General features: G+C 52.7%; 17 protein-coding genes. 4 read left to right on the forward strand and 13 right to left on the reverse strand.

Features of this window, described 5'->3' with window-relative positions:
- The first annotated feature begins 20 nt into the window (after positions 1 to 20).
- The gene (locus tag MRY16398_RS04790) at positions 21 to 1274 is read left to right on the forward strand and encodes an enolase C-terminal domain-like protein (protein ID WP_039077147.1); all 1254 of its coding nucleotides are present in this window, start codon (positions 21 to 23) and stop codon (positions 1272 to 1274) included.
- 604 nt (positions 1275 to 1878) lie between these two features.
- On the opposite strand, the gene MRY16398_RS31230 is transcribed toward MRY16398_RS04790, so the two are convergent.
- Both MRY16398_RS31230 and MRY16398_RS04795 read right to left on the reverse strand, forming a co-directional pair.
- The gene (locus tag MRY16398_RS31230) at positions 1879 to 2124 is read right to left on the reverse strand and encodes a hypothetical protein (RefSeq protein ID WP_350354096.1); all 246 of its coding nucleotides are present in this window, start codon (positions 2122 to 2124) and stop codon (positions 1879 to 1881) included.
- A complete protein-coding gene (locus MRY16398_RS04795; protein ID WP_000019441.1) occupies positions 2106 to 3086 on the reverse strand; it encodes an IS5-like element ISKpn26 family transposase in 981 nt (326 codons plus the stop codon). The genes MRY16398_RS31230 and MRY16398_RS04795 overlap by 19 nt, the downstream gene beginning before the upstream one ends.
- Positions 3087 to 3139: 53 nt before the next feature.
- Between MRY16398_RS04795 and MRY16398_RS30450 the strand changes: the two genes are divergently transcribed.
- Positions 3140 to 3340, forward strand: coding sequence for a hypothetical protein (locus MRY16398_RS30450; RefSeq protein WP_145986166.1), 201 nt, complete (start codon positions 3140 to 3142; stop codon positions 3338 to 3340).
- A gap of 12 nt (positions 3341 to 3352) precedes the next feature.
- Here MRY16398_RS30450 and oxyR read toward each other — a convergent pair whose 3' ends face one another.
- From oxyR to MRY16398_RS04840, 9 genes are all read right to left on the reverse strand, one after another.
- On the reverse strand, positions 3353 to 4267 hold the full coding sequence (gene oxyR, locus MRY16398_RS04800) for a DNA-binding transcriptional regulator OxyR (protein WP_039077145.1): 915 nt from the start codon (positions 4265 to 4267) through the stop codon (positions 3353 to 3355).
- Positions 4268 to 4578: 311 nt separating this feature from the next.
- Entirely contained in the window at positions 4579 to 5589 is a 1011-nt protein-coding gene (locus MRY16398_RS04805) for a glycosyl hydrolase family 8 (protein ID WP_107223935.1), read from the reverse strand.
- Positions 5590 to 5660: 71 nt separating this feature from the next.
- Positions 5661 to 6581, reverse strand: a complete 921-nt coding sequence (gene galU, locus MRY16398_RS04810) for a UTP--glucose-1-phosphate uridylyltransferase GalU (protein WP_172600697.1) — start codon at positions 6579 to 6581, stop codon at positions 5661 to 5663.
- A gap of 41 nt (positions 6582 to 6622) precedes the next feature.
- Entirely contained in the window at positions 6623 to 7582 is a 960-nt protein-coding gene (locus tag MRY16398_RS04815; RefSeq protein WP_108700682.1) for a GGDEF domain-containing protein, read from the reverse strand.
- Positions 7583 to 7630: 48 nt separating this feature from the next.
- Positions 7631 to 8092 (reverse strand): cellulose biosynthesis protein BcsD, encoded by a 462-nt coding sequence (bcsD, locus tag MRY16398_RS04820; RefSeq protein ID WP_039077141.1) that lies wholly within the window; start codon positions 8090 to 8092, stop codon positions 7631 to 7633.
- Between the two features lie 12 nt (positions 8093 to 8104).
- The gene (locus MRY16398_RS04825) at positions 8105 to 11818 is read right to left on the reverse strand and encodes a cellulose biosynthesis protein BcsC (RefSeq protein ID WP_125123915.1); all 3714 of its coding nucleotides are present in this window, start codon (positions 11816 to 11818) and stop codon (positions 8105 to 8107) included.
- Complete coding sequence (locus tag MRY16398_RS04830; RefSeq protein WP_125123916.1) at positions 11811 to 14144, reverse strand: cellulose biosynthesis cyclic di-GMP-binding regulatory protein BcsB; 2334 nt, start codon at positions 14142 to 14144, stop codon at positions 11811 to 11813. The genes MRY16398_RS04825 and MRY16398_RS04830 overlap by 8 nt, the downstream gene beginning before the upstream one ends.
- Complete coding sequence (gene bcsA, locus MRY16398_RS04835; protein ID WP_052249187.1) at positions 14134 to 16251, reverse strand: UDP-forming cellulose synthase catalytic subunit; 2118 nt, start codon at positions 16249 to 16251, stop codon at positions 14134 to 14136. The genes MRY16398_RS04830 and bcsA overlap by 11 nt, the downstream gene beginning before the upstream one ends.
- A gap of 188 nt (positions 16252 to 16439) precedes the next feature.
- Entirely contained in the window at positions 16440 to 16817 is a 378-nt protein-coding gene (locus MRY16398_RS04840) for a hypothetical protein (protein WP_039077138.1), read from the reverse strand.
- 588 nt (positions 16818 to 17405) lie between these two features.
- Here MRY16398_RS04840 and MRY16398_RS04845 point away from each other — a divergent pair.
- Positions 17406 to 19049: an EAL domain-containing protein gene (locus MRY16398_RS04845; RefSeq protein ID WP_125123917.1), complete on the forward strand. Its 1644-nt coding sequence runs from the start codon at positions 17406 to 17408 to the stop codon at positions 19047 to 19049.
- 636 nt (positions 19050 to 19685) lie between these two features.
- Here the strand turns inward: MRY16398_RS04845 and MRY16398_RS04850 are convergent.
- Positions 19686 to 20687 carry a sensor domain-containing diguanylate cyclase gene (locus MRY16398_RS04850; RefSeq protein WP_052249186.1) on the reverse strand — a complete coding sequence of 334 codons (1002 nt, stop codon included), beginning with the start codon at positions 20685 to 20687 and terminating at the stop codon, positions 19686 to 19688.
- A 180-nt stretch (positions 20688 to 20867) separates the two neighbouring features.
- Between MRY16398_RS04850 and MRY16398_RS04855 the strand changes: the two genes are divergently transcribed.
- Positions 20868 to 21731: an aldo/keto reductase family oxidoreductase gene (locus MRY16398_RS04855; protein ID WP_125123918.1), complete on the forward strand. Its 864-nt coding sequence runs from the start codon at positions 20868 to 20870 to the stop codon at positions 21729 to 21731.
- Positions 21732 to 21820: 89 nt separating this feature from the next.
- Here MRY16398_RS04855 and MRY16398_RS04860 read toward each other — a convergent pair whose 3' ends face one another.
- Positions 21821 to 22963 carry a trans-sulfuration enzyme family protein gene (locus tag MRY16398_RS04860; RefSeq protein ID WP_125123919.1) on the reverse strand — a complete coding sequence of 381 codons (1143 nt, stop codon included), beginning with the start codon at positions 22961 to 22963 and terminating at the stop codon, positions 21821 to 21823.
- Between the last annotated feature and the right edge of the window lie 7 nt (positions 22964 to 22970).

Here is a 22970-nt window from a genome sequence, read left to right on the forward strand (position 1 = left end):
CGCTGAGTTGAGGAGTGAAAGTGAGTAATCTGAAAATCACCAACGTGAAAACGATTCTGACGGCGCCAGGTGGCATTGATTTGGCGGTTGTTAAGGTTGAGACCAACGAGCCGGGGCTATATGGGTTGGGATGTGCAACATTTACCCAACGTATCTTCGCGGTAAAAAGCGCGATCGATGAGTACATGGCGCCATTCCTGATTGGCAAAGATCCAACGCGTATTGAGGATATCTGGCAATCGGGCGCGGTGAGCGGCTACTGGCGCAATGGCCCTGTTATGAACAATGCGTTGTCCGGTGTGGACATGGCGTTGTGGGATATCAAAGGTAAGCTGGCGGGGATGCCGGTTTATGATCTGCTGGGCGGAAAATGCCGTGATGGGATCCCACTGTATTGTCACACTGACGGTGGCGATGAAGTGGAAGTGGAAGATAATATCCGCGCCAGAATGGAAGAGGGCTACCAGTATGTTCGCTGCCAGATGGGGATGTATGGCGGCGCGGGGACCGATGACCTCAAACTGATCGCCACGCAATTGGCTCGCGCGAAGAACATTCAGCCGAAGCGTTCTCCGCGCAGCAAAACGCCCGGTATCTATTTTGATCCTGATGCCTACGCGAAAAGCGTTCCACGTCTGTTCGACCACCTGCGTAACAAGCTCGGTTTTGGTATCGAATTTATTCATGACGTGCATGAGCGCGTGACCCCGGTGACCGCCATTAATCTGGCCAAAACGCTCGAACAGTATCAGCTCTTTTATCTTGAAGATCCGGTGGCGCCGGAAAACATTGACTGGCTGAAAATGCTGCGTCAGCAGTCTTCTACCCCCATTTCCATGGGTGAGTTGTTTGTGAATGTGAATGAGTGGAAGCCGCTTATCGATAACAAACTGATCGATTACATTCGCTGCCACGTGAGCACCATCGGCGGCATTACGCCAGCGAAGAAGCTCGCCGTCTACAGTGAACTGAACGGTGTGCGTACCGCATGGCATGGGCCGGGCGACATTTCTCCGGTCGGGGTTTGCGCCAACATGCACCTTGATTTGAGCTCGCCGAACTTTGGTATTCAGGAATACACCCCCATGAATGACGCGTTGCGTGATGTCTTCCCGGGATGTCCGGAGATCGATCACGGCTATGCCTACCTGAACGACAAGCCGGGTCTGGGTATCGACATTGACGAAGCCAAAGCGGCGAAATATCCATGCGAGGGGGGAATACCTTCCTGGACGATGGCGCGTACCCCTGACGGTACGTCCTCAAGACCGTAAATGACAGCCGCCCGGCACACACTGTCGGGCTTAATACCCCCTCCTGGCTGCTGTCCCTGTCCATCAGTTCCATAAACTGTGTTTGATGTCCGGCACTTTCTCCATCACATTTCCTTTATCATTATTCCCGAAATGGGAATTTTCTTACGCCACCTTTTTAAAATAAGTCCTTCAATCTCCCTTGTTTGCCTATTAAAAACGGAATAATCGGCACTTTAATAAACGCCGTATATAAATAGAGGAAACTTAGAACGATTTTATCAATAATTGATCAGTATTTAAGCTTTTGCTTTTATTGGTTTTTATTCGTGTTTTAGGAAAATGAGCATGGATCATTACGCAATTATTATCTATTTTATATAAAACACTAAAGAAATTCCCGGGCAGGTCGATGAATATAAGAATGACCACGGATAATTACACCCGGTATCGAGGAAACGATGAAAGCTGAACCGCAAAGTCAAGGCCACCCTTTACATCTGGATCCGCTATCCGATGAAAATGTCCTGGTTCCGCCATTTGTAAAAACTATTGCGGTGCGGCTGTCCTGGGTAGCCGCTGGCGATGAGAGCGAGCTCTATCAACTTTTATCACGGCCTTATTATCAGGATGAGGTCAGCACTGAACATTTTGCCCGGCTTAGCGCACGTCTGCCGTTTATCGCTTCGCAGCAGGCACCCTTAGGGAAGGTGCGAATAAGCAGGTCATTTCTTCCCAAGCTGACTCGCTGATTAAAATTTCGCGGATCTGGGCCGATTTTTTTCCCGCAAACACATCGAATCAGCCTATTTAGGCTATTTTTTCCACCATTTCTGGCGTTATTTCCGGTTTTTACTGAGATCTCTCCCACTGACGTATCATTTGGTCCACCCGAAACAGGTTGGCCAGGGTGAATAACATCGCCAGTTGGTTATCGTTTTTCAGCAGCCCCTTGTATCTGGCTTTCACGAAGCCGAACTGCCGCTTGATGATGCGAAACGGGTGCTCCACCTTGGCACGGATGCTGGCTTTCATGTATTCGATGTTGATGGCCGTTTTGTTCTTGCGCGGATGCTGCTTCAAGGTTTTTACCTTGCCGGGACGCTCGGCGATCAGCCAGTCCACATCCACCTCGGCCAGCTCCTCGCGCTGTGGCGCTCCTTGGTAGCCGGCATCGGCTGAGACAAATTGCTCCTCTCCATGAAGCAGATTACCCAGCTGATTGAGGTCATGCTCGTTGGCCGCGGTGGTGACTAGGCTGTGGGTCAGGCCACTCTTGGCATCGACACCAATGTGGGCCTTCATGCCAAAGTGCCACTGATTGCCTTTCTTGGTCTGATGCATCTCCGGATCGCGTTGCTGCTCTTTGTTCTTGGTAGAGCTGGGTGCCTCAATGATGGTGGCATCCACCAAAGTGCCTTGGGTCATCATGACGCCTGCTTCGGCCAGCCAGCGATTGATGGTCTTGAACAATTGACGGGCCAGTTGATGCTGCTCGAGCAGGTGGCGGAAATTCATGATGGTGGTGCGATCCGGCAGGGCGCTATCCAGGGATAATCGGGCAAACAGGCGCATGGAGGCGATTTCGTACAGGGCATCTTCCATGGCACCGTCGCTCAGGTTGTACCAATGCTGCATGCAGTGAATACGCAGCATGGTCTCCAGCGGATAGGGCCGTCGGCCATTGCCCGCCTTGGGATAAAACGGCTCGATGACAGCGGTCATATTCTGCCATGGCAGAATCTGCTCCATGCGGGAGAGGAAAATCTCTTTTCGGGTCTGACGGCGCTTAGTGCTGAATTCACTATCGGCGAAGGTGAGTTGATGGCTCATGATGTCCCTCTGGGATGCGCTCCGGATGAATATGATGATCTCATATCAGGAACTTGTTCGCACCTTCCTTAGCGGTTGCGGATTACACCATTCTGTTGGTGACGGTCTGGTTAAATATTGAAGAGTTGTACCATCGCGGAGTGGTATTGCCGGAGCAGATTATGCAGGGGCTAATGGAAAAAGCGACAACCATGCGGGCGCATGATTGTCGCGAAGAGAATCGGGAACACGGCGATATGTGTCAGCATCCATAATGCTGAGTTCTGCTACGCCATCACATTGAAATCGATAAAGTAGCGTTCCATATATCGTGCAATTGCGTTGCGCAGTATTTCGTATTTCTTACGCATCGGATCGCTGCGATGAAAAATCAGCACCACTTTGCGTTTTGGTTCCGGCGCGATACAGCGCAGATATTTAATGTTCTCATTATTACCATGCTGGGTGGACAGCAGCGGGAAGAAGGAGACGCCGCGGTTGAATGCCACACCGCGACGTAATGTCTCCAGGTGCATTGCCACGAAGCGCGTATCGGGTTCCAGCTCAAACTGATAGCAATAACGCAGCACCTGGCTGTGCAGGCAGTTGCCATCATCAATCATCAGAATTTTACTGTTTTTCAGATGCCCCATATTAATATCATTAAGACGCGCCCAGGGGTGTTGGTGACTGACGCCGAGCATTAAAGGCTCATCAAATAAAGGCAGTTCCACGTATTTGCTGGTGTCTTTATTGGACGTCATAATGGCGCATTTTATGGCGTCTGACTCCAGCATATTCAGCAATTGGTTGGTTTGCGCCTCATGAATTTCCAGCTCGATCTCCGGGAAATTCTCGTGGCACACGGCGTTCATGTGGGAAAACATGTAAGGCGCCAGGGTTGGAATAATGCCGATATCCAGCGTTTGCGACAGACTCTGATGATAGCTGCTGCTGGCCATATTTTTCAGCGCTTCAATTTCCCGGAGTACGACCTGGGTCTGTTCGACCAGGCGCAATCCCGTCTGTGTGAAGCGGATTTTTCGGGTGGTGCGCTCCAGCAGTTGCAGGCCCAGTTCGTTTTCAAGCTTACGCAATTGGGCACTTAACGTCGGCTGGCTGACATTACATGCTTCCGCTGCGCGCTGAAAATGGCGGTATTTTGCCAGTGCGACAAGATATTCAAGGTTACGGATGTTCATTGATTTCCCCGGCCCGCAGATTCCCACTCTGTTGTGGACGTACAAACACCCCTGTGATTTGCATATGACATCTTATTATTTTCAACTTTGCCATTAAGTCTCTCCCTCATGCCTGCACATGAGATGTGATTGTTTTTTTATTATTCGTTAGCGGTTGGCCTTTGTCTTGCCACCCGGATCGCCACACAACGCATCGACCAGCACAGGCGCTTTCCTGGTCGATAAGTGTTTATTCTTTGAGGCGTCCTGCCAGAATCTAATGCTGCCCTCGTGCCTGTCGCGAGGGAGTGCGGCAAATTGCCAAAACAGGTTTAATACCCTTTTAATGACGCGGCGAATAACGAAAGCATATGCAGAGCGGATAAATAATAACCTTCTCCCGGATGCAGGGATTTATCCATTCGTTGATAATCGCCCATCGTTAAATCACGCACCGCCAGAATACCACCGGACATGTCATAATTCGCCTGCCCGTCACCGGAAACATCCACCCAGGCGGGGGTAGCGTTGCGGCTGTAATTTGCCCAGAAATGCCGAAAGTTGTCCATTGAGTGCGGCTGTGTCTCGCTCAAACTTAAATAAAGCGGGATACGGATGGCATCATAACTGAATCGGGCGGGCCAGTTATCGGCAGGCTCGACTTCACCACCATTTTTGACAAAAATCCAGTCGCTGGGTAACTGAGTTTTTCCAAAACGGGCTTTGCCGAGTAATGCAACGCTCGATTTACTGAGTTTTAACCAAATATCATTGTGTCGTTGCTGCCAGAAACTTTCCCACGCCGGAAAGATAAAATATGAAGGATTAATCACGTAACCTTCATCGCGGGTGAACCCTGATAAGCCAGGCAAAAGTAATGTCTGGTTGTCCTGCTCAATAATCAGGCAGTTGATTAGTGCGTCCTGAATATTCTCCGAGGCGGTGAGATAACTTTGGTCATGCCATTTTTTCCCGGCCAGTAATAATGCCCAGGCGATTAACGTATCGCCATCGCTGGCGTTATTTTCATCGGTCACTCGCTTTTCGATGGGATCATAGCGCCAGGCGAAAAGCCAAAGCGACGGTCGAAGCAGCGTGTTGCGCGTCCAGCGCCACACTTGTTCGAACGTCGCCGGGTCGTTATTCATTACCGCCAGTAACATGCCATAACCCTGCCCCTCAGAGTGGCTGATATCCCCATTCTCATGATCAACAATGCGGCCATCTTCGTTGAGATAATTATGCTTAAACAGCGTCCAGTTATTATCCTGCGCCTGTGTTGAGAATGACATAATGGCTAATGAAAGGGATAAACAGGTCATTAACCAGGCAGTTCTTAACATGAGATTTCCTGTTATTGAATGAGGCTACCCGTGAAAGAAAAGATCTACGGCGTTACCGGTTGTGGAACGAATTACAGTGCGGCTTCGGCCTCAGCGCGGGCCAGCACAAGCTCATCACGCAGCCAGTGGCGGAAAGTTTCGCCGGTCGCGCCATGTCGCAAACCGTACTCAACAAAGGCTTTCATGTAGCCAATTTTATCGCCACAGTCATGGGATTTACCGGTCAGGCAGTAAGCTTCAACCGGGGATTGCTCAAGCAGCATGGCAATGGCATCGGTTAACTGAATTTCACCGCCTGCCCCGACAGGAGTTTTGTGCAACAGCGGCCAGATGGCCTTCGACAACGCATAGCGCCCCACAACGGCCATATCCGACGGCGCATCCGCCACTTTAGGTTTCTCCACCATGCCACGCACAAGGCCAAAGCCACCTTCTGGCAGGTTGTAACCGCCACAGTCGACCACGCCATAACGCGAGACATCTTCATGTGCCACGCGCTCAATCATTAGCTGGCTCGCGCCGGTGCTGGTGAAGCGGTTGATCATCGCGGCAAGATTGTCCTGTGCGATGTTGCACCGGCTGTCGTCAATGAGCACATCCGGCAGGACCACGATAAAATCGTTGTCGCCTATCAGCGATTCAGCACACAGCACGGCGTGACCCAGACCTTTCGAATGCCCCTGACGGACATGCATAATCTTCATACCTGCCGGGCAAATGGTTCTTACTTCTTCCAGCAGTTGGTTTTTCACACGTGATTCCAGAAGAGACTCCAGCTCAAAGGAGGTATCGAAATGGTTTTCGATAGCATTCTTTGAGGAGTGGGTCACCAGCACGATTTCCCGGACACCGCTGGCATAACACTCCTGCACGATATACTGGATCAGTGGCTTATCCACCACGGGTAACATCTCTTTGGGGATAGCTTTGGTGGCGGGCAGCATACGCGTACCGAGGCCTGCGACCGGGATGACAGCCTTTAACATTCTTATTTCCTCTGGAGACAAACTCTGTTTTTGTGTGAACTTAAATATCAGCACTCGAGGGTACTGATAATTCCGCCAGGCTCGGTTACTCCGGTCACCTGATAATTAATAAAATCGTCTCCGCCTTGTGCTTTAACTTTATAAAGCGCGGTGTCGGCGGCTTTTAATACCGATGAAAAATTTGGCCCATGTTCGGGATATCTGGCTACGCCAATACTGACCGATAACCCGACCGGCTGAGCCTGAGAGGTTATGGTCATGGGCTGGCGAGTTTCCTCGACAATGTGCTGTAATAATTGTCGTCCGTCGGGCTCATCAATACCTTCGATAAAGGTCAGGGCAAATTCATCTCCCCCAAGTCGACCTAACAGGGTATCTTGCGAAATACAGTTTTTCACCCGGCTAATAAAGCAGCGCAGCACCTCATCGCCGGCAGCATGTCCCAGATCGTCATTGATATTTTTGAAGTTATCCAGATCAAGAATCGCCACGAATGTGTGGGCGCCATGCGCTCTGGCGGCACGGATTTTTTTGCGGCTACGGATAAAATAGCCTTGTCGATTCAATGTCCTGGTCAGGGCGTCATTGTGCGCGCGATAGTGTAACTTCTCGCGTATGGTCATATGCCGCGTAATATCAAAGCCCAGCATCACGAAGGCGAACACTTCGCCCTGTTCATCTTTGCGCGGCGTTAATCGGGCATCAATCCATAGTTGTTCGCCATTCTTTGTTGGCTGATAAATTTCACCGTGCCAGGTTTCACCAGTAAGCAGGATAATATTTATCGCCGTGAGTACTGACGAGAATGATGCTTCATCCGTGGCCTGGAATAATACTTTGCCCTTAATTTCATCACTACTAAAACCGCTTAACTGGCAGAAATAGCGATTGGCAAAAATAATACGCCCGGCGGTATCAAAGACCAGTGAAACAAAGGCATTTTCCTCCATAAAGTGAACATCTTCGAGCTCGAGTTTTTTTCCAGCAACAATAATTTCATTCAACATAATGGTCACCTGACTGTCTCTGTTCAGGATGGAAATGCCTTTGCGGCGTTATTCGCTGATGGCGTAACGGAAAATCAATACATCTTCGGTGGCGTTATCTTTCCAGCGAACCGGAACATGGTTACCCGCCCCCTGAGAAACCAGCCACTGCGAATAGGCCCCTTCCAGTACGGTAGCACTGGCGCGGCGCCAGCCCGCTTCATCGCGATGCTCCGGCGCGTGCGGCCAGGCGCAATGCATCAGAATAAGTTCACGCTGTGCCGGGGCCATCTTGACGAATCCCCAGTTAAACAGCTCCAGTACGCGGTTGATGCTGCTCTCCAGTTCGCTCACCGTAGTGGCACGATCGATGGGATACCACTGGGCCATCATCTGTCCAATACGTCTCAGCGCTTCCGGGTCTTTATCCGACTGCCCGTCTGAAAACTCATTGAAAAACAGATACACCAGGTCATGCCAGCCTGCCTGATAGTTGCGTTGCAAATAGGTGTCTTGGTTACTAAACATCATTCATCCCACGGGTTATTTGTTTTGGTCGACAAAATATTTAAAATAAAACAACGCTTTACCTTCGTTATAACTGCCGAAAGTGTCATATCCCAGGTTGGCGCCGAGCGCCACGTTGTCGCTCAGGCGATAGCGTGCGTCGACGCCCAACGTATAGCCCACACCGTTTTTCGCGGAGGCTTTGTACACCGAATCCACGTTGTCGACGGTACTGGCCAGGCTATTCAGTTGTGACTGCAAACTGCTGTGGCCGGGGAAGTAGTCACTCTGATCCTGTCGCCAGGATTGATACCCCACCGCGCCATTCAGCGTCAGGTCCCATTTATCTATCTTGCGTGTCAGGGTGACGGGCAGCGAGACCGCCATATAGTTTTGCGGACTGAAATAGCCGCCCTGACCGAGGCTGTAGTTACTCAGGTTGCGGTCAAAGTCCATGTAATTGACGTTGACGCCCATCTTGAGTTCGCTTTCTGTGGTGCGGAACAGGCGTAAATAGCTGCCTGCCAGCGCGTTGACCGAGTGGTTGGTTGGCACGTTTTCGCCAATCCAGGTATCAAAGCCCAGACGGGCATATAAACCCACAAGATCGTTATCCCACGCGTACTGGGCCGAGACGCCGTTACGGGTGACCGCCCCCCAGCTTTCGCCGGTGGTTTTATCTTTCGCACCGACATACGAGAGCAGGCTATCGGTGACCGCACGGCGCTCAGCTTTCAAATCGAGTGAGCTGTTGCGCGACAGTTTCGGCATCCACTCGACACCGCCGACTAGGCGGGTGAACTCACCGCCGGTTGGCGTATTGCCGATATCCAGTTTGTAGCTGTCGCCGGTCAGGCTCAGGTTGGTCTCCATACCGTTTGCCTGTTGGCCGCTCTGGGCGTCCGCATCGGTTGATGTGGTGGTCGTGGTTGTACTTGCGGCGGCAGCCAGTTTGGTGGCATGCGTGATCTGACCCGAACCAAAGCGGTTTGCCGAGTTGCCGGACATCTCTCCGGCATTCAATGAGACCGGCGAGACGTTCAGGCTCAGACGGGCGCTATCGGTTATCGTGCCGGAAATCGTTAGCGGCGCTTTCACCTCGTCCAGTGCGCCAAGGCCAGACTCACCGCTACGGGTGCGCAGTGACACACCGCCACCTGTCCAGGTCGCGGTCTTGTCCTGTAGATCCTGCATCATGTTATTAATGCTGGTCATTGCGGTCTGTTGTGCCTGCTGCGTGGGGGAGGGGAGGGAGACCACGTCGCTTATCACGTCGCTTTCATCTTCCTCTGTACCCTGTTGCAGACGCCACTGTGCGGTACGCAACAGCGACATTGCCCGTTGATTTTCACCGTTTGCGGCTGCCACTCTCGCGGCCAGCATCATGTAATCCGCATCCTGCGATGGTTCCAGCACGCTAAACGCACGGCGGGCGGCATCATGGTCATTACGTGCCAGCGCCAGGTTGACGATCCCGGTTAACGCCTGCTTGTCGCGTGGCGATTTGCGCAGCACGAACGTGTAAATCTCATCGGCTTTATCGTCCATATGATCGGACTGATACACCCGCGCCATCGCCAGTAACAAATCGGTATTAGCCGGGTTGGCGCGCAGGGCGGGCATCACCAGGTTCCAGGCGGCATCGGGTTTGCCTTTTTCGCGTAACCGGTCGGCGCGGGCAATGACGCTGGCGATACGAATATTGTCGATCTCTTGCTGGCTGGCGCTGTTTTGCAGCACCGGCGAGTTAAGCACGCTTTCTGCTTCCGCAAAGCGTCCGGCCTGGTTCAGCACGCGGATTTGCCCGGCATAGTCGGCCAGGGTCCCATGCAGCCCCTGAGCCTGGTTTTCACGAACCAGTTGCAGGGCAAGCGGCGTATCCCCGGCCTGCATCATCAACTGAGCGTAACGGCCAAGATCGACAGGCGTTTGCGGCGGCGTACGTTCCAGCGATCGCAGGGAGTTGCGGGCGGCCTGTGTATTACCCTGACGCAGATAGTTCTGGGCGATATCCATTTGCAGGTTGCTCTGGACGCGGCTGTTGAGCGCCGTCATGTCAGCGCTGAATGTCACACGTGGGACCTGCAAAAGGAGACTCTGGCTTTTCGACCAGTCGTTATCCTCGGCGGCATATACCGCGGCGGCATACAGCGCTTCATTACGCTTGTCGGCATGTTGCGCCACGCTTGCCATCAGCGTGGCGGCCTGCTGTTTCTGCCCGGCTTTACGCAACTGACGGGCATAATCGAGTTGCAGCCAGACGTTTTGCGGGTATTTGCCGCAGGCAGCCTGCAGGATCTGCATGGCTTTCGAGCCATTACCCGACTGCAATGCAGCCTGCGCGGCTTTACGCTCGTCATCACCGTTATCGCCAAAGGTGGCGTAGCGGGTTCGCAGACTGGCGGGCAGCGTGCGTAGGATCTGCTCGGCTTCGGTCTGTTTGTTTTGCTGACGCAGTACCCACATCAGGCCGGTGCGGACATCGGTATTTTGCGGGTTATCCGCCAGCAACTGGCGGTAGACCTGCTCCGATTCCGCTGGTTTACCCTGACGGCGCAAGATGTCGGCGCGTAGCATATCTGCTGCCTGACGCTGGCGGGAGTCGCTGCTGGCGCTGGTATCCAGGCTGGCGAGTGCGTCGGCATAGCGTCCTTTCTGATTCAGGCTGCGGGCCTCGTTTAGCGAGGCGTAGAACCGCGCATTGTCGGCATCCTTCGCCCACTGCAGGCTGTTCTCGTTGTTGCTATTTTCCTGTGATGCGCGGCGCAGATACTTTTGGGCATCCGCAAAGCGGCTCTGGCGCAGCGCCACATAGCCCATTCCGGCGAGCGCGTTGCCATTGCTGGCCTGCCCCTGCAAAACCTGGGCGAATTTGTCCTTCGCTGAGTCGAGATCGCCGCTGTTCAACGCATCAAAACCGGATTTGGTCGCATCCCCTTCCACGCTCTTGCGGTAGTGATCCATCGGCGCGTTATCTTCCGGGTGACGCTGAGCATAACTGGTATAAACGGGCAGATCCGATGCTTTAGGTTCCAGCCACAGCAGCGCCTGTTGCAGCGCTTTATCGGCGCTTTTGTCATCTGCGGCGATGGCCGACAGTTGTGCTATCCCTTCGCGACGGGTCTCTTGCTGCCAGGTCAGCGCCATCGCCAGCGCCTGCTTGCTGGCGTTGTCATCCGGCATCATTTTCACGCGCTGACGCAGGGCGGCCACCCCTTCTGGCCAGGTGGCGCTGTCGCCCGCCATCGTCTGGTAATACTCCAGCGCGAGTTCATCCGGCGGGTTGCCTTTAAACAGCGCGCGATAGGCTGCAACCGCCTCTTTGGTTTGCCCGTGCTGTGCCAGGTTACGCGCCGCATTGAGCTGAGAGGGTGAAATGGACTGCATCGAGTTGGCACTGTTCAGCGCCGACAGGCGCGGGTCCTGCGGGGCTATCTCAGCCATTTTTTTGCGCCAGATGTCTGCCTGCTGGGTGTTACCCCGCTGGAGCTGATAAAGCGCCGTCAGGTACATCGCGTCGACGTTGTGCTCATCCACTGCCAGCACTTTTTGCAGCGCTTCGAGCGCCATATCATCATGTGCTTTACTGTGCCAGTAGCTTGCCTGGGTCAGCAGTTTTTTTACCGCCGCATCATTGGCGCTCTGGCTGGCATCCGTTGTGTCGGCGGCAGATGCCGGGTGGCTCGTGCCAATCAGACACAGCAGGTAAAAGGCGTGCGTCAGTGGTTTGCCAATAATACGCTTATTCATGTTCGGTCTTATCCTGCAGGCGTTGCTGAGCGTGTCGCTTCAACGTGCGGTACAACATGGGGCTGGCAATAGCGGCAATCAGGCACGCGAGAAGCGACAGCCAGAAAATGTGTTGGCTGGCGAACCACAAAATCATCAGATAACCCGGCAGGTCGCCGCGGGTAAATTGCTCGCCAACGCGCCAGCTACGCACATCGCCAGCATCTCCGGTCGCCACAAAATCGCCGTTCGCATTGTTTTTAAACGTCGGTTTCGTCATATCATCCGGCAGTTGCTGCAACTGATGATCGTCAGTGCCGGTGGCAATCACCACCACACGCCCGGCGTTCCAGGGCGAACGAACGCTCACCAGGCCACGCCACTGGCTGGTGTCGCTGAGGTAACTTGCGGCATCGATATCTGTCCGTGCCTGCTCGCCGCTGAACAGTGATGTCAGGCGGCTTAAGACGCTGGCGGTACTCACTTCTAGCGTGTTTTCATTAAGTGAGAAGGCGCTGCCCTGTAACAGTGGTTTGAGCAGTTCACCATTACGCAGGCTGCCAATGGCGAGCACGTCGCTACTGGCTAACTGTTGCTGCCCGCTCTCCTGTTGCGGCATTCCGGTGAACAGATGCAGGTAGCTGGCGCTAACACCCGTATCACGCCCGGATTTCGCCATCAGGTTCAGTAGCACAGAGGTCTCTTCCAGGTTCGGGTGCGCAGACATCAGAACACTGGTGTTCGCCAGGTCAGCGTTGCGGGTGAATGGGAACATGGCATTGCTGAACCAGTTCAGATTTGGCAACTGCCCAAAGTGCCACGAATGGGAGAAATCCAGCGTTGAGTTGCCATCAATGCGGCTCTGAACGTTGTCATCGCCCAGCGCATTACAGGGGGCATTTTTCTGCGGCTTGATACCAAACCAGAAACCCAGTTGGTTACTACCGAGAATGGCGCGTGGGTCAATATTCACCACCGCGCTTTGTTGGCGCAGGGTCAGACCGAGCATATTCATTACCGGTGCGAAAATGCCGTCTTTGCTCACCGGCAGGCGCTTAAGGAACTCACCGTTCAGGCTGACATTGAGGAACGAGTTGCTGTCATCGATCCAGACTTTCTGCGCAAAACTGTAAGTGAGACGCAGCGGTACGGCATTGCCATCCCACATAAACAGATCCGGCGCTGTGACGAAGGGGAGCTGGTTTTCCCCATGCCAGACACCGTGCGCCACCAGACTGCCGTCATCAGCCTGTAAGCTGCGAAGCGCAACCGGATGGCTGGTGTTGACCCAGCGTGGGGCGTCGTATTCGCTACGTTGCGTCATTTTTACCGCCGTCACTTGCAGAGTGTCGCTGTCTGGCAGGGCCGGTTGGGTAAGACGCCAGGCGGCCTGGCGCAGTTCTGTCTCGTTGTGGCCGCTTATCACCAGCAGCTTGTAAGCCGGGTTCAGCGGGTTATCAATCACCTGCAACGCCGCCCCTGGGTTTTCGCCGAGGGTCACCTCACCGATATGATCGCCAGGTTTGCCCAGTAAAATACCGTTACCCGCAGGCAACGTGTTGTACTGCACATCGAAACGGCTGGGCTTACCGGCACTCATCACGCCAAAGTGTGAGGTGACAATGGCGGCTGCGGTAAGGACATCCGCGTCGGGGCTGGTGGAAAAGGCGATGCTCAGCGCCTGATCTTTAGTCTGCTTCGTATCAAAGAACGGGCGAGGGAAGGTGCTGAGCGTTTTGCGCACGTTCAGCCACAGCCCCTGATAATTGAGCGTCGATGTTGGTGTTAACGTCACGCGGTAATCTTCCGGCAGCGTGCGCTGACAGCTCCAGCCATTATTGATAATGTCGTCGCTGGTTTTTAACTGGAAACTCAGGTTATTACCCGAGGCAATCATTGATGCCGGAACATCCAGATTCCAGAAGCCTTTCTCCTGCTGGACCTGATCGAGCGGAATGGCACCCAGAGGTTGCCCGTTAAGCATCAGTTGCAGGTTTTCGCCTGGCACATCCGTGCGGTTCACCTCCACATTCAGACTGATATTTGCATCGGTAATCACCAGATCGCCCGGCAGCGTAAAACTCACGCCATTCTGCAACTGTTGGCCGGAAAGGGTCAGGCCGCCTGCGGCCCCCATATCGCCAAAGCTCAACGAACTGGAGATGTTCTGATTGCTGGCATTTGGCGCGGCGGCGACAACCGCAGCGGGGGTTGCCTGAGTGCTTTTTACCCCTTGCAGCGGTGGCAGTTCCGGCAGAGCTTCATTGTTGGTCGACAGTGCCGCCCAGGCGATACCGCTGGTGCCACACAGCAAGACCGTGGCTAACAGCAGAGGATTACAGCGCATGTTTAACCTCTTCCTGGTTTTTCGCCACGGTGGCCATTTTGCATTTCACCGTTGCACCGCTTTTTTTACGGCCAAAGAACAGTTCCCATACACACTGCAAAATGCCTGCAAAAGAGGCCAGCGGGCGGTCCGGGGCATGGGGCGGTTTGTACCAGGCATCGGCGCGAGAGAGCACTACGCGTACCAGTTTGCGGCGTTCGTTGAGGGGCAGGTTGTCGAACTCTACGCGAATATCGTTGTTTCCCACGCCAGCGGCACGCAGCGGCACATGGGCAATTTCATTCCCCAGCCCCAGTTCAATCTGTACCGGGGCTTTGTAGCGCAGGTCTTCCCCTTTCTGTAGCGCCACGCGCGCACCGCCCATGGAGATATCAAAGGTGCGGGTGAGCATGTGTGAGCCGTCAGAGAAAAGTACTTTTGTCGGCAGACTGGCGTAGATGCGGATCGTTTTGCGGATCTGCTTACTCTCTTTCGCCACGGCGATTGAGGCCAATAAAATGATGGTGCTAAAGCAGCCCCAGGCAATGTTAAAAAGGATGACGCGGGGGTCGATGCCAGCGTAGTCATTCATGTAATAACGCACGCCGACCCAGATCATACTGCCGACCATCAGCAGCACAGTGATAATCAGCGGGCGCACGGTATAGGCATCAAAGTAATCGCGATCGGTCAGATCGCCTTTATCCGTCACGTTAAATTTCCCAAGGCGCGGTGAGATAAGGCTGAGCAGCGTCGGGAGAATCAGATGGAAGGCCATCACCGTCTCATAGATTTCCCCCCAGAACGCGTAGCGATACCTGCCTGTGATGCGCGAGTTCACGAGGGTGGAAAGCACCAGGTGCGGCAACACATAGGAGAAAATCAGCGTCGCGGACGAAGAGATAATGTTCAGGTTAAACAGCATAAAGACCAGCGGTGAGGTAAGGAATACCACTCGCGGCAACCCATACTGAAAGTGCAGCATCGCATTGAGGTAGCACAAACGCTGGGTCAGCTTGAGGCCGCGCCCGAGCAGCGGATTATCGATACGGAAAATCTGCGTCATGCCGCGCGCCCAGCGGATACGCTGGTTCACATGCAGCGCCAGACGTTCGGTCGCCAGGCCTGCCGCCAGAGGGATATCAAGGAACGCCGTATTCCAGCCGCGACGCTGTAGTTTCAGCGCGGTATGAGCATCTTCGGTGACCGTTTCGACCGCAAAACCGCCCACTTCCTCCAGCGCGGAGCGCCGGATAACTGCACAGGAGCCGCAGAAGAAGGTCGCATTCCAGTTGTCGTTCCCCTGCTGAACCGGGCCGTAGAAGAGTGCGCCTTCATGGGGCACTTTCTTTGCTGCCGTCAGGTTACGTTCAAACGGATCCGGGGAATAAAAGTGGTGTGGTGTCTGAATTAGCGCCAGTTTGTCATCACGGAAGAACTCACCTACAGTCGCCTGCAGGAACACGCGGGTCGCCACGTGGTCGCAGTCGAATACGCAGATAAGCTCACCTTCGGTGAGGGTCATCGCGTGGTTGAGGTTACCGGCCTTCGCATGGCTGTTATCCGGGCGAGTCAGATAGCCTACACCTGCTTGCGCAGCGAAATCCCGGAACTCATCCCGCTTGCCGTCGTCCAGAATATAGACCTTCACTTTATCCTGTGGATATTCGATGCACTGCGCCGCCAGCACCGTATCGCGAACCACGTCGAGGCTTTCATTATATGAAGGCACATAGATATCGACGGTCGGCCAGGTATTGTGATCTTTCGGCATCGGGGCAATGGGGCGCTCCAGCGGCCAGGCCATTTGTACATAGCCGAGCACCAGAATAGTCCAGGAATAGATTTCAGCCGCAAAAAGCAAACCGCCGAGTACCATCTCCAGCGTGGAGTCGAAATGCAGCGTCGTCGTTGCGCGCCACCAGATATAACGTGTGGACATCAGCAGCGAAAATACCAGCATAGCCAGGACCGATTTTTTGCTTTTAAATCGACCAAGAATAAAAACGGCCACAATCACTGATAGGCCGAAAAGGTATTGTTTATCGCTGCTCATTGGGGTGACTACCACCAACAACGATAATAAAAGCAGCGTCAGCGTGAGAATAATTCCGATGATTTTTTGCATGTTTAATAATCTGTACGGAAAACAGTAAGGCCGACCGGTCTGTTTCCGTTCCGGTAACCCTGTTAAAAATCATGACTTGTCAGACTGAATAGCCCCTGTCGAAAAGCACAACGAGCGGCTAATTTCCTCACCTGAGTCAGGACACGCTTATGAGAAAAACTGGGCGCCAACCCGGTAATTGGGCGGGGTTATCTGCCAATGACGGTAAATAACACGTCCAGACGTACCGGGTTGCGTTCGCGAATTTCCGGTTCGGACGTCTGGCGGGACATGGCCGCAACACTTTCCAGAATGCCACCGGTCGGAGAGGAAAACGCGTTTTGTACCAGCGCAGGTTTTGCTTTCGGCCAGGAGAGGGTATTGACGTTGGGTGCCGGTTGAGAGCTTTCCAGGTGAATATCCGCAGGCACGGTTTCAACAATGGTTTCTTTAACATCACCATTAACATCGGGCGTTGTGACTGTTACTGCTGTTTGCATCGTTGCACCATCTTCGTCGTTTATTTTCTGGAAAGAGACACCGGACATCTTCAGTTTTGCAGTCAAAGAACTTAAATCGTCATACATAGTATTTGCCTGTCCTCGATGTGTTAAACACGCACTAAATTTAAGCAATGTTATCTGCCTCTTTCTCTATTACCGCTGGCTCCTTATTGCTGCGGAACGTATTACCATCAATCATTGAATACGTTAAGTGGATCATCATTTATTGTTGATGTCCGCTTTAATTGAGAATTTCCTTATATACTGAGGTGGGCAAAGTGGCAGGTCAAGTGACGCTATCAATAAATAGAAATTCACTTATTTAAGGTGTCTATTAATCTATCTGTTGTTCATTGCGTTGTATGGCGGGAGGCCGCGCGGCGTCAGGCTTGCGTGGTGGCAAGATGAAAAGATGATGTATTTAGCGTAGACGATAGTTTTCAATAATAATTGCAGTAAACCTCAATCTCCTCAATTTCTTCATATTTGATTCATGTTTTTATTATTTACCCTATCGGCATCTTTTGCTAAAACTTTATCAATAAATAATTATCCATTTATTTAATTTCTCTATAAATGCAGTTTCCTGCCAATATCGCTATTGGCTGATATTGAACCGATGGCTGCTTTCTATTAGTATTGCCCCGACCTCCCTGGTATAGAAAAACTATCATGCCTTTTGACAATGATATTTTCGGCTCGCAGTCAATGCTTGCCGCGCTGGAATATGTTCATGATGCTGTTGTTCTTATCGACGGCGCGGAAAATGTTTTTTTCTTTAATAAAGCGGCCGAGACGCTATGGCGTTATTCGCGAAGCCAGGTGCTGGGCAGAAAAGCAGCGGATATTCCCCTGTTCACCTCCCCGGAGGCGCCCGGCGAGGAAACGTCGCTTACGATTGTGTCGGCAACCGGGGAAGAAACCACGCTTTCTGCCACAGTGCGCTATGACGGGGCGGCGCGTGCGGGCGCACCCTGCATGGTGGTCGTGCATATCGATCAGCAAAAGATTACGCAACTGTCGACCTTTAATCTGCTGACCGGTCTGCCAAAGCGTAGCGCGCTGCATCGTCATATTGATGCGCTTTTTCAGCAGGGCGCCTGTGCGTGTGCCGCGCTCTTTTTCCTTGACCTCGACCATTTTAAAGATGTTAACGATGCTCTGGGCTATGCCGCCGGGGACAGCGTACTGGCCGCCATTGCCCAGCGGCTGACGGCGGAATTTTCCCGCCAGGCGTTTGTCAGCCATCCTGACAGCGACACCTTTGTTCTGGTCTTCCCGGATTGCGATGCCGCGAAGGCAACCACGATTGCGCAGCGTATTCAGGCGCTATTCCGTCTGCCGTTTAATGTGGCTGAGCTTGCACTGAACGTGACGGTAAGTACCGGCATCAGCCTCTATCCCGATCACGGGATATCCCGCGATGTATTACTAAAACAGGCTAATCACGCCTCACATCTGGCAAAAGGGGCGGCGTCGGGCGGCTATCTTTTTTTCAGTAGTGAAATGAACCAGGTGGATCAGGAGCGGTTAAAGCTGGCGGCGGCACTGAAACTCGCTATTGCCAGCAACCATTTACACCTGCACTACCAGCCGCAGATTTGGCTCAAAAATGGCGAGCTTTATGGGGTTGAGGCGCTGGCGCGCTGGTCCGACCCGGTATTGGGCGATATTCCCCCAGGTAAATTTATCGCACTTGCTGAGGAGACCGGTGAAATCGAAGGCATTGGTCGCTGGACGCTCCATGAAGCTTGCCGCCAGATGGCGGAGTGGCGTAGTAATGACATTCATGTGCCCGTGGTGTCGGTAAATCTTTCGCCGATTAACTTTTATAACAGCAGCTTGCCGCAGTATATCTCTTATCTGCTACGCCAATACCGCATCCCAGCACACTGCCTGACCATTGAGATTACCGAAGGCGTCATGATGGATAAGCGACCGGAAACCATGGAAGTCATTTGTGCGGTACGTGAGTTGGGGGTGGGGCTGTCGATGGATGATTTTGGTACCGGGTTTTCCTGCTTGTCCCGGCTGGCGCATTTGCCAATGACCGAGCTGAAAATCGATCAAAGCTTTATGCGCGACCTGCGGGAAGGTAGCAAGATGAAAGCCATTGCCACAACGGTGGTGAGGATTGGACAGAGCCTGCATCAAACTGTCGTGGCTGAAGGCGTCGAAACGGAACAGCAGCGTAATGAACTGCGGGAATTGCAGTGTGATATTGCTCAGGGGTATCTCTATTCACGGGCGCTAAATGCCTCGGCACTAGCAGGATGGGTGAAAAATCGTCTGCGTAGCGAAATTGTGCTTGAGTAATAGCTTAGCGTTTACGCTCAGTCTGTTTCGCCTGTGAATAAACACCATCAGGATATATCACCTGGTGGTGTTTATTTTTATGCCGTTATTAAAAGCAAGATCAACTGATGTATTTCAGTATCAGTAATAGCAAACAAAATCCCAGCACACCCCAGGACATATGACGACCAGAACGATATACAGGATTCGTGCTGGTGGTTTTACTTTGACTATTCTCGATACCCATTAGAATTTACTTTCAGATTAGCGTTAATAAATCGTAACCACCGCAAGGGTTTGCGGTGAGCCAAAAGAACGGATAGGAATATAAATCCACTGTGGATACCGGGTGGGTTAATCAACAAAACGTCTTTCTCTGAATGTTCGACTGTCTAAATACAGAATGTTGACTAAACCTAAACTGGATAATAACCGTTGAAATCGAAAAATCCATGAGAAAAAAGAATGTGCTTTAAATTTATTTATATAAATAGATGCTATCTATCATAAATAAAGAGGTGGGTAGGTTTGTATAAATAAATTGATGGCTGAATAAGAGAGGCCATAAAATAATAGTTGAATTGGTGGTGGTATTCATTCAAAAAAAGAGGGTAAATTTTCATTTACCCTCGTGATAAGAGCTTATACTCCGGCGAGCTATGAGTTTTCGCTGGATTTATGCGCCTGCGTCGGGTTTAGCGGCGGTTTTTTTCTTTCCAGATACATCACGTGCTCGCTGTTGTTCATCATCTCCAGCAGGTTGCCGTGTCTGTCCGGATCGTACTCCACGATGCCGTAAGAATAGTGTAGCCGGAACTTTTTCATTGATTTTTCATTGAGATCATCAATTTTTGACTGCAAGCTGAACAGGAAGGTGTCCACATCCCGATCATCGTCATGGCCCAGCAGGATGACAAATTTGCCTCCTTCCAGACGTGCGGCAACGTCATTCTTTTTCAGGCAGCGCAGAAGCACCGAGGCAAATTTTTTGAGCGTATTGTCGCCTTCGTTATGTCCGAAGAATTCATTAATAGCGGTGATGTTTTCAACATCTAAGTAAATGAGGCTAAACGATCGTTTATTATCAGTTAACCATGAGAAGCGTTTATCACCCAGTTTGTAAAAACCACGCTTATTGGGTAATTCGGTCAATGTGTCCGTCATCGCCATGCTGATGATATGAAATTCGTCCTCGACAATGGCACCCAGATCGAGCAACGCGTTGATATTTTCCGGGGTAAAGTCGCGCGGTTTGTCATCAATAATACATATTGTTCCGGCGATCGAGCCATCTGGCAGGCGGACCGGGCAGCCCGCGTAAAAACGTATATGCGGCTCACCAATAACAAATGGGTTATCGTGAAAACGCTCATCCACGCTGGTATCTTTCACAATAAAAATCCCCTGTGCCAGGATCGCATGTGCACAGAAGGATATATTGCGAGATGTCTCACGGACTTTCACTTCGCCGCTGCAGGAAACCAGCCATTGCCGATCGCGATCTAACAAGCTGATTATGCCTATTGGAACGTCAAATGCCGTTTTTGCCAGACGAGTCAGGCGATCTAAGCGCTCGTCATCCTTTTTATCGAGCAGGTCCATCATATAAAGAGATTTAAGACGCTCGGTTTCGTTTTCTGGTATTTCAGGAAATTTCATAGTGAGGCCTCATTAGCTATAGATTTACTATATCAGAGGTTTCTTATTTAGGTAGCGCCTCAAGACTCACCTTTACGTTGTATGAGAAATATTCTCCTCGTGTAGCATGGCACAGATTACGCTGTTGCCTCTGTCGGCGCCGTCCTACAATGTGTTCACTTATCACCCAGGAGGTATTCCATGTCTCAACCCACGCTTACTTATCGTCTTGGCGACCGCGAAGTTGGTCGTCTTGGCTATGGCGCAATGCAACTGGCCGGCCCCGGCGTGTTCGGGCCGCCGGCTGACGAAGCGAAGGCGATTCAGGTGCTTCGTGACGCCGTGTCGGCTGGTGTTAATCATATCGACACCAGCGACTTCTATGGTCCGCATATCACTAACCAGATAATCAAAAAAGCGCTGCACCCGTATCCGGCCGATCTGTGCATCGTGACTAAAGTTGGGGCGCGTCGGGATGACAAAGCCAACTGGCTGCCTGCGTTTAGCGCCGAAGAACTGACGCGCGCGGTAGAAGATAACCTGCGTAATCTTGGCCTCGACGCTATAGAAGTGGTCAACTTGCGCAGTATGCATGGTGTGCACGGGCCTGCGGAAGGTTCGCTGGAAGCTGAACTGGAAACACTGATTACCCTTAAAGAGCGCGGACTGATCCGGCATATCGGGCTGAGTAATGTGACGGCGAAGCAGGTCGCCGATGCGCAGGCGATGACGCCGATTGTCTGCGTTCAGAATATGTATAACGTGGCAAACCGTGAAGATGATGCGCTGATTGATGTGCTGAACGCACAGGGCATTGCCTATGTGCCGTTCTTCCCGCTGGGTGGCTTTACGCCGCTGCAATCCGGGGAACTGAACGCGGTGGCGCAACGTTTAAATGCCACACCAATGCAGGTTGCGCTGGCATGGCTGCTGCAACGTTCGCCCCATATCCTGCTGATTCCGGGCACCTCGTCGCCTGCGCATCTGCAGGAAAACCTGGCCAGCGCGCAACTGACACTGCCAGATGATGTGCTGGATATCCTCAACGGTATCGATAAGCGCTAAGTCGTATTCCCCTCACCCTGAGCCTCTCCCTCAAGGGAGAGGCGTTGTAGCCCCGGTCAGCGCAGCGCCACCGGGGAAGGTCAATGCCGTTACGCCAGCGCCTGCTGCCAGTCGGCAATCAAATCATCCGCCCCTTCGATGCCCACTGATAACCGAATCAACTGCGGCGTAATGCCATTCGCCAGCCGCTGCTCAAGCGGAATAGAGGCGTGCGTCATGCTGTAGGGCTGGCTCACCAGACTCTCCACACCGCCCAGACTCTCGGCAAGCGTAAACAGTTTTAGCTTACTGATAATCTCAGTGGCGTACTGGTCATTGCCTTTCACTACCACCGAAATCATCCCGCCGGGCAGCGCCATCTGCTTACGCGCCAGCGCATGATGCGGATGCGACGGCAACCACGGGAACCACACTTTTTCCACCTGCGGCTGCTGCTCCAGCCACTGGGCGAGGGCCAGCGCGTTACTGCTGTGGCGCTCAATACGTAGCGACAGCGTGCGGATTCCGCGTAGCGTCAGGAAACTGCTGAACGGGTCAAGCACGCCGCCTACGGCATTTTGCAAATAGCCCAGTTTTTCTGCCAGCGCCGGGTTATCACCCACCACCGCCAGCCCGGCCACCACGTCAGAGTGCCCGTTCAGGTATTTGGTGGCGGAGTGCACCACAATATCGAAACCCAGTTCAATCGGGCGATGAATCACCGGCGAGGCAAAGGTGTTATCCGCCACGCTCAGGATCTTATGCCGTTGCGCGATGGTCGCAATCGCTTCCAGATCCGCCAGCTTAAGCAATGGGTTTGTCGGTGTTTCAACCCAAATCATCCGCGTGTCCGGGCGGATGGCGGCTTCCAGCCCTGCCAGATCGTCGGGCTTCACCCAGCTCACCCGCAGACCAGTGCTGCGCTTACGCACATTTTCGATAAGCCGGTAAGTGCCGCCGTATACATCATCAACCGCGACAATATGGCTATCCTTATCCAGCAATTCCAGCACCGTGGAAATCGCCGCCAGCCCGGAGGCAAAGGCATAACCACGTGTGCCGCCTTCGAGTTCGGCAATCGCGGTTTCCAGCGCGTGACGAGTCGGGTTACCGCTACGGGAATATTCATAACCGGTATGCTGACCGGGCGCAGGCTGTGCAAAGGTGGACGTGGCATAAATCGGCGGCATCACCGCGCCGTGCTGGTCGGTAAAGGTGCCACTGTGCACGCTCAACGTATTCAACGTTTTCATCTGTACT

It is taken from the genome of Phytobacter sp. MRY16-398 (assembly GCF_003925915.1).
In the GTDB taxonomy this organism is placed as follows: Bacteria; Pseudomonadota; Gammaproteobacteria; order Enterobacterales; family Enterobacteriaceae; genus Phytobacter; species Phytobacter diazotrophicus.